This is a genomic window from Peribacillus sp. NPDC056705 (genome assembly GCF_043656335.1).
The window spans coordinates 1-2,341 of sequence record NZ_JBHTYI010000109.1 but is presented as its reverse complement, the minus strand read 5'-3'; the positions used below and the strand labels follow the sequence as shown (position 1 = coordinate 2,341).

At 56.0% G+C, this 2,341-nt stretch carries 1 rRNA gene; it reads right to left on the bottom strand.

Features of this window, described 5'->3' with window-relative positions:
- Nucleotides 1–2,341: ribosomal RNA gene (locus ACFRAK_RS27865) — 23S ribosomal RNA — on the bottom strand; the annotation flags it as partial.

Genomic DNA, 2,341 nt, shown 5'->3' with positions numbered 1-2,341 from the left:
GGAGGCAACCGCCCCAGTTAAACTACCCATCAGACACTGTCCCTGATCCGGATCACGGACCCAGGTTAGACATCCAGCACGACCAGAGTGGTATTTCAACGACGACTCCACAACCACTGGCGTGGCCGCTTCAAAGTCTCCCACCTATCCTACACAAGCCGAACCGAACACCAATATCAAACTATAGTAAAGGTCCCGGGGTCTTTCCGTCCTGCTGCGCGAAACGAGCATCTTTACTCGTAGTGCAATTTCACCGGGCCTATGGTTGAGACAGTCGAGAAGTCGTTACGCCATTCGTGCAGGTCGGAACTTACCCGACAAGGAATTTCGCTACCTTAGGATGGTTATAGTTACCACCGCCGTTTACTGGCGCTTAAGTTCTCAGCTTCGCCGACCCGAAAGTCAGCTAACCGGTCCCCTTAACGTTCCAGCACCGGGCAGGCGTCAGTCCGTATACATCGCCTTACGGCTTCGCACGGACCTGTGTTTTTAGTAAACAGTCGCTTCTCGCTGGTCTCTGCGGCCACCCCCAGCTCAGAGTGCAAGACTCATCACCAGGCGTGGCCCCCCTTCTCCCGAAGTTACGGGGGCATTTTGCCGAGTTCCTTAACCATAGTTCACCCGAACGCCTCGGTATTCTCTACCTGACCACCTGAGTCGGTTTAGGGTACGGGCCGCCATGAAACTCGCTAGAGGCTTTTCTCGACAGCATAGGATCATCCACTTCACCACAATCGGCTCGGCATCAGGTCTCAGCCTTAACGTGTGACGGATTTACCTACCACACGGCCTACACCCTTACCCCGGGACAACCACCGCCCGGGCTGGACTACCTTCCTGCGTCACCCCATCGCTTACCTACTACAAGTCTGGTTCGTCGGCTCCACCACTACCCTCAACTCCGAAGAGATCGGGCCGGCTTCACGGACTTAGCATCGCCTGATTCAGTATTGGGCGTTTCAAAGCGGGTACCGGAATATCAACCGGTTGTCCATCGACTACGCCTGTCGGCCTCGCCTTAGGTCCCGACTTACCCTGGGCAGATCAGCTTGACCCAGGAACCCTTAGTCAATCGGCGCACACGTTTCTCACGTGTGTATCGCTACTCATGCCTGCATTCTCACTCGTGAACCGTCCACAACTCGCTTCCGCGGCTGCTTCACCCGGCACACGACGCTCCCCTACCCATCCCAGCCCCCGTTAGGGGTATATGCTGGAATGACACGACTTCGGCGGTACGCTTGAGCCCCGCTACATTGTCGGCGCGGAATCACTTGACCAGTGAGCTATTACGCACTCTTTCAAGGGTGGCTGCTTCTAAGCCAACCTCCTGGTTGTCTGTGCAACTCCACATCCTTTCCCACTTAGCGTACGCTTAGGGGCCTTAGTCGATGCTCTGGGCTGTTTCCCTCTCGACCATGGAGCTTATCCCCCACAGTCTCACTGCCGCGCTCTCACTTACCGGCATTCGGAGTTTGGCTAAGGTCAGTAACCCGGTAGGGCCCATCGCCTATCCAGTGCTCTACCTCCGGCAAGAAACACACGACGCTGCACCTAAATGCATTTCGGGGAGAACCAGCTATCACGGAGTTTGATTGGCCTTTCACCCCTAACCACAGGTCATCCCCCAGGTTTTCAACCCTGGTGGGTTCGGTCCTCCACGAAGTCTTACCTCCGCTTCAACCTGCCCATGGCTAGATCACTCCGCTTCGGGTCTAGAGCGTGCAACTCAATCGCCCTATTCGGACTCGCTTTCGCTACGGCTTCCCCACACGGGTTAACCTCGCTACACACCGCTAACTCGCAGGCTCATTCTTCAAAAGGCACGCAGTCACGACTGCATGTGCAAGCACATACGCGACGCTCCCACGGCTTGTAGGCACACGGTTTCAGGTACTATTTCACTCCGCTCCCGCGGTACTTTTCACCATTCCCTCACGGTACTATCCGCTATCGGTCACCAGGGAATATTTAGGCTTAGCGGGTGGTCCCGCCAGATTCACACGGGATTTCTCGGGCCCCGTGCTACTTGGGTGTCTCTCAAACGAGCCGTTGATGTTTCAGCTACGGGGGTCTTACCCTCTACGCCGGACCTTTCGCATGTCCTTCGCCTACATCAACGGTTTCTGACTCGCCTCACAGCCGGCAGACTGTGAAAGAGAGATCCCACAACCCCGCATGCGCAACCCCTGCCGGGTATCACACGCATACGGTTTGGCCTCATCCGGTTTCGCTCGCCACTACTCCCGGAATCACGGTTGTTTTCTCTTCCTGAGGGTACTGAGATGTTTCACTTCCCCTCGTTCCCTCCACATACCCTATGTGTTCAGGTATGGGTGAC